The 6,165-nt window shown below is 66.5% G+C and carries 4 protein-coding genes; 1 reads left to right on the top strand and 3 read right to left on the bottom strand.

What is annotated here, in order from left to right; all coding sequences use genetic code 11:
* Position 1 precedes the first annotated feature (1 nt).
* Entirely contained in the window at positions 2-1,312 is a 1,311-nt protein-coding gene (locus KBA23_RS07700; protein ID WP_290738941.1) for a pyruvate dehydrogenase complex dihydrolipoamide acetyltransferase, read from the top strand.
* A gap of 288 nt (positions 1,313-1,600) precedes the next feature.
* Here KBA23_RS07700 and KBA23_RS07705 read toward each other — a convergent pair whose 3' ends face one another.
* The 3 genes from KBA23_RS07705 to KBA23_RS07715 all read right to left on the bottom strand — a co-directional run.
* Entirely contained in the window at positions 1,601-4,063 is a 2,463-nt protein-coding gene (locus tag KBA23_RS07705) for a peroxidase family protein (RefSeq protein ID WP_290738943.1), read from the bottom strand.
* 299 nt (positions 4,064-4,362) lie between these two features.
* Positions 4,363-5,388: an ABC transporter permease gene (locus tag KBA23_RS07710; RefSeq protein ID WP_290738946.1), complete on the bottom strand. Its 1,026-nt coding sequence runs from the start codon at positions 5,386-5,388 to the stop codon at positions 4,363-4,365.
* Between the two features lie 10 nt (positions 5,389-5,398).
* The coding region (locus KBA23_RS07715; RefSeq protein ID WP_290738949.1) for an ATP-binding cassette domain-containing protein at positions 5,399-6,165 on the bottom strand (767 nt) is incomplete at its 5' end.

Below are 6,165 nucleotides of genomic sequence, written 5' to 3' on the forward strand. Positions count from 1 at the left end.
CATGCCGATCAACATCCTGATGCCCGCCCTCTCGCCGACGATGGAGGAGGGCACGCTCGCGCGCTGGCTCAAGAAGGAGGGCGACAGGATCGCCTCCGGCGACGTGATGGCCGAGATCGAGACCGACAAGGCGACGATGGAGTTCGAGGCCGTCGAAGATGGCGTGCTCGGCAAGATCGTCGTACCCGAGGGAACCGAGGGCGTGAAGGTCAACGACGTCATCGCCGTCCTGCTCGAGGAGGGCGAGGACGCCTCGGCGATCTCGGCCGCGCCAGCGGCGGCCAAGGCAGCGGCCGCTCCCGCGCCGGCGGCCGAGGCCCCTGCCCCCAAGGCGAACGGCGCGACGGCCCCGGCGGCGGCGGCGGCGCCTGCGGCGGGCTCGGGCGAACGGGTCTTCGCCTCGCCGTTGGCGCGGCGGATCGCCAAGGAGAAGGGGCTCGACCTCGCGGCGGTGCAGGGCTCCGGCCCGCACGGGCGCATCGTCAAGGCGGACGTCGAGGCGGCGAAGCCGGGCGCGGCTCCCGCAGCGGCCCCGGCTGCGGCGGCGGCCCCGGCCAAGGCGCCGGCGGCCGCGGCGCCGGCGGGACCGGACGCGGAAACGGTGAAGAAGATCTACGCCGATCGCGAGTTCGAGGAGGTCAAGCTCGACGGGATGCGCAAGACGATCGCGGCGCGGCTCACCGAGGCCAAGTCGACGATCCCGCATTTCTACCTGCGCCGCGAGATCGAGCTCGACGCGCTGCTGAAGTTCCGCGGCCAGCTCAACAAGGAGCTGGAGAGCCGTGGCGTGAAGCTCAGCGTCAACGACTTCGTCATCAAGGGCTGCGCGCTGGCCTTGCAGGCCGTGCCGGACTGCAACGCGGTCTGGGCCGGCGACCGGGTGTTGAAGCTGAAGCCGTCGGACGTCGCCGTGGCGGTGGCGATCGAGGGCGGGCTCTTCACCCCGGTGATCCGCGACGCCGACAAGAAAACGCTCTCGGCGATCTCGGCGGAGATGAAGGATCTCGCCGGGCGGGCGCGCAGCCGCAAGCTCGCCCCGCACGAGTACCAGGGCGGCAGCTTCGCGATCTCGAACCTCGGGATGATGGGGATCGAGAACTTCGACGCGGTGATCAACCCGCCGCACGCCTCGATCCTCGCGGTCGGCGCGGGCGTGACCAAGCCGGTGGTGAAGAACGGCGAGATCGTCATCGCGACGACAATGTCGGTGACGCTCTCGGTCGATCACCGGGTGATCGACGGGGCGCTCGGGGCGGAGTTCCTCGCCAAACTGAAGGACTACATCGAGCATCCGATGGGCATGCTCGCCTGACCGCGCGCGGGCGCGTCCCTTCGAGGCGCGCCCGATCCTGACGGGCGCGGGGCGATGCCGCGGCCAGCCGTCCGCATATCACGGAACAGCTACGGCGGCCCCGATGGGGCCGCCGCTTCTCGTTCAGGCGTCGCTGTCACACGGCCTCCGCCTGAATGCCTCGCGCATTAACGATTCAATTCCGACTCTTTTGCCTGGCATATGCGTTATGCATACGTCGTGCATGGAGCGTGCATCGAAGGATCCGCCGTAAACCTTTGACGCCGAAGCCTTCAGACGGAAACCGCATCAGACGAGCAAGCCGCCGTCATCGGCGAGGATGAGCTGGGCGGACCCGAGCTTCCAGGCGACGTTCATCAGCTTGACCGAGGCGCCGTAGTCGTCGAGCTCGATGACGGTGTGCCTGCCGGACTTGTAGCTGGCGTCACGCACGTCCTGCACCGTGTGGAAGTCGAGCGCGGACAGATCGAGCCGATCCTCCCTGGTGAAGTCGTAGATCGTGTCCTTGCCCGAGTTGTAGCCGAAGGCAAAGGTGTCCCGGCCGTGTTCTCCACGGAGTTGGTCGTTACCTTCGCCGCCGTCGAGATAGTCGGCGTTGCGGCCGCCCCAGAGCTTGTCCTTGCCCGAGCCGCCGAACAGGAAATCGTCGCCGCCGGCGCCGCGCAACTCGTCGTCGTCCGCGCCGCCGTCGAGATAGTCGTGACCGCCATCACCGTTGAGCTTGTCCTTGCCGACGCCGCCCCAGATCATGTCGGCGCCGTCGCCGCCCCAGGCCTGGTCGTTGCCGTCGTCGCCGTAGATGTCGTCGTTGCCCTTCTTGCCGTAGAGCTTGTCGTTGCCCTTGAAGCCGATGAGCAGATCGTGCCCGTTGGCGCCGTTGATGGTGTCGTTGCCGTTGGTCCCGCCCTTGCGGGCATGCCCGAGGAAGGCGTCCCGATAGACGTGGTCGATCGAGGTGTTGCGCTCGACGATGTCGGCGAGCGAGATCGACTCGATCATATCGATCAGGTCGGGGTTGTCCTTGAACCGGTTGAGATAGAAGAACCGGTCGCCGTCCCTGAACGCCTCGAACTGCATGACGTTGAGCAGTGTGAACGTTTCGCCGAGCAGCGAACCCGGCGCTTTCTTTTCCAGCAAGCCGCCCACGATCGCGTCGAGCCGGTCGATGCCGTCCGTGTCCGGGACGCCATCGCCATTCGTGTCGGGGCCGGTGTTGTAGAGCTGCTTGAGCGCGAGAAGCGTCGCGGCGTCGACCCCGTTCGCAGCAGCGAAGTCATCGAAGTCGTCATAGGGGTCGAGCCCGTTGCCGAGCCCGTCGCGAAGCGCATTGTAGCGCCCGACGCCATGGTCGCGGCCCCTGGCGATGTCGAAGACCTCGAGGTCGACGGTCGCGAACCCGCCCGGTCCGGGTCCGGGAATGCCGAACAGGACGTTGCGGTTGCCGGAGACGACCTTGCCGTCGATCTCCTGCGTCACTGCGGAGAGCTGGGCCCGGACCCACTTGTTGAGATCGACGTCGGTGCGGACGCCGTCGGCGCCGAGCGCGAACGCCTCGCCGAGCGTCAGGGTCTGAAGCACCGTACCGCGCTCGTCCAGCGCGTCGAGCCGGTCACGGGTTTCGTCGTGGCCGAAGCGGAAGGCGACCGTGGTCCATTCGTTGATGACGGTGGGGTCCACGTCCGGCTTGTAGCCCGAATAGGCGGAGAGGGCGTTCTTGCCGACCAGCTTCGTCATGTACTCGTTGTAGACGACGTTCTGCCATTCCGCCTCGTTCAGCGCGCGCGCCGCCTCGAAGAGCTGGTCCTCGGTCCAGCCGGGATAGGCCGCCTCTAGCTGATCGACGTGCCAGTTGTGGTTCCGCAGCCACAGGATGTGGTGCGAGGCGAGGTGCGGCTGCTGGTTCACCCGGTTGTCGCCGGCGGCGAAGTCCGTCATCACCCCCGCCGCGGGCGAACCCGGCGCGTTGGCGTTGATCAGCGTGAAGACGCTGTCCTCGGTCAGCGACCCGTCGAACGGCGAATGGTGATCGTACACCGCCTGGATGGTCGGGAGGACGTCGTTCGGTCCGGTCAGCAGGCGGGCGGTGTGGTCGCCGCCCGCATCGCGCTCCCGCAGGAGATCGAGGATCCGCTGGTCGCTCCCGTACACGTTCGACAGGTCGAGATAGCTCGTTTCGTCGTTGATCTGGTTGCGCTCGTTGCCGTTGGACGGATTCCCGTCCGCGTCCGGGGTGCGGGCGAACGGGAAGAGCAGGCCGTCGAGGAAGAGCGGCGCGCCAGGGAGGTCGGCGTTGACCGGGTCGCCGTCGAAGTCGCTCGACCCGACGAGTTGGGCCTCAGCGACGTCATGGGTGAGAAACTGCCCAAAGAACTGGAAATATTCCGAGATCCTGGCCGAGCTGGGAATGTCGATGTCGTTGCCGGCCCCGTCGGTCGGCTGCGCCATGATCAGGTTGGTGATGTCTCGCGGCCGCGGCATGTCGCCGACGCGATCGAAAAGCGGGTTGGGGCTGTCCACGTTCGGTGGAATGCCTTGGGAGCCATTGTTCTGGATCGGCAGATCCCACTCCAGGCCGAGCCCGTCGCGGTAGCTGTTGGGCGTCTCCCTGCGGAAGGCGTGATGCGCCGATCCCCAGTCATCGTGCGTCAGGTTGTTGCCGTGTCCCGATGGATCGCGCGCCGAAAGGCTGTCTAGCCCGCTCAGATAGGAAACACTGTACTGATACTTGTAGTACCCATCATAGATACCCATGACTCTTCCTCATGACAAACCCACATCGCACGATGGATGGCCCATCGCGTGCGCAGCAGAATATTCCGAAGAAACCCCTCCCTCGGCCCGGAAAACTTAGTTGACGGAGTTTGGTGCGTAAAGCGTTCCCGCCAGAATACCGCCGATCGCATGCCCTCAATGCATGTGGCGCGCGCAGAATGTCGCCAAAGCCGTCTCGCTATACTCGGCACGGTTGTGCAGGCGCGCACCTTTGCTCCGAATAAGAACGGCCCCCACGCGGGAGCGCGGCCGCCTCACGAGTATGTGATTCGCGGTCGTCAATCCGTCTGGGGACCGGTCTCGCGCAGGACCTGGGCGTAGACGTTGACGATGAGCGCGATAAGCAGGATCAGGCCACGGATCAGGATCTTCAGGAAGCTGTCGATCTGGACGTGGTCGAGGCCGTTGTTCAGCACCCCGAGGACCAGCAGGCCGACAATGGTGTTGCCGATGCCGCCGCGCCCGCCGAAGAGCGAGGTGCCGCCGACCACCACCGCGGCGATCGCGTCGAGCAGGAACGTGTCGAACTGGTTCTGCTGCGCCGAGCCGAAATAGGCGACGCCAAGCATCCCTGCCACGCCCGAGCACATGGCCGAAATGATCATCACCGCCGCGATGATGGCGCGTACGTTGACGCCGGAATACTCGGCCGCCTCGCGGTTGCCGCCCACCATGTAGACGTAGCGGCCGAAGCGCGTGTAGGTCAGTACGAAATGCGCGACGCCGAGGAAGATCAGGCAGACGATGATCGTCCAGCGGATGCCGAAGATCGAGGTCGCCCCGAGATAGTGGACGATGTCGGGGAAGTTGTAGGCGATCTGGCCGCGCACCAGCAGCGCCGAGACGCCGTTGGCGATCTGCATCACCGCGAGCGTCATGATGAACGACGGGATGCCGATCCGGGTCACGCCGAAGGCGGTCAGGCAGCCGAAGGCGAAGCAGGAGAGCAGCGTCAGGACCACCGCGATGACGCCAGGCAGCGGCACGTTGGCGATGTTCACGTAGTCCGGTTGCAAGGTGAAGAACGCCACCGTGATGCCGATCGCGTTGGCGATGGCGGCGACGGAGAGATCGATCTCGGCGGTCAGGATCACGAACGTGAGGCCGACGGCGATGATGCCGGTGATCGACACCTGACTCGCGATGTTCATAGCATTCGCGACGGTGAAGAAGGACGGGCTCGCGAAGGCGAAGAACGCCACCAGCACGAGGAGCGTGAACACGGGGGCGATGTTGCGGAGCTGGTCGGCGAGAAAGCGCCGCACGCCGCCGTCCTGCCTGCCGATGTCGTCTGTGCTGGTCATGGGATTCCCGTCAGGCGGCTGCGAGGAGGTCGGACTTGGTGATGCGCCCCGTGGCGAACTCGGCGCTGGCGGCGCCGCGCTTCATCACCGTGACACGATCGGCCAGCGTCAGGATGGTCTCCGGCTCGGTAGAGAGCACGAGGATCGCCACCCCGCGGTCGCGCAGCGACTTCAGGATGCGGATCACGTCCTCCTTGGCGCCGACGTCCATGCCGCGCGTGGGCTCGACGAGGATCAGCACCTTCGGCAGGTACGTGAGCCACTTCGCCAGCGCGACCTTCTGCTGGTTGCCGCCGGAGAGCGAGCCGAGCGCGATGCCGGTCTTCGGCGGGCGGATCTGCAGGTCGCGGACATGCTCGGCGGCGATCTCGCGCTCGCGCGTGGGCTTCAGGAGCACGCGCGAGATACGGTCGAGGATGGCGATCGAAACGTTCTTGTAGACCGGCTCGGTGCGGAACAGCATCATCCGCCGGTTCTCGGGCACGAAGGCGATGCCGGCGCGCCGCGCGGCAGAGGTGGAGCGCAGCCGCACGGGGGCGCCGTCGAGCGCCACCTCGCCGCCGGAGAGCTTCAGCTTGCCGAAGAGCGCGCGGGCGAGCTCGATCTGGCCGCAGCCCATGAAGCCGTAGACGCCGGTGATCTCGCCCTTGCGCAGGGAAATCGAGAAGTGGTCGAGGGCGCGGCCGAGGCTGGCGTCGCGGACCTCGAGCGCCACCGGGCGGGCGTCGTCGGCAGCGAGATCCGCCGCTTCGCCCATGTGCATCTCGGCTATGTGGC

Source organism: Amaricoccus sp., assembly GCF_017995835.1.
Taxonomy (GTDB): Bacteria; Pseudomonadota; Alphaproteobacteria; order Rhodobacterales; family Rhodobacteraceae; genus Amaricoccus.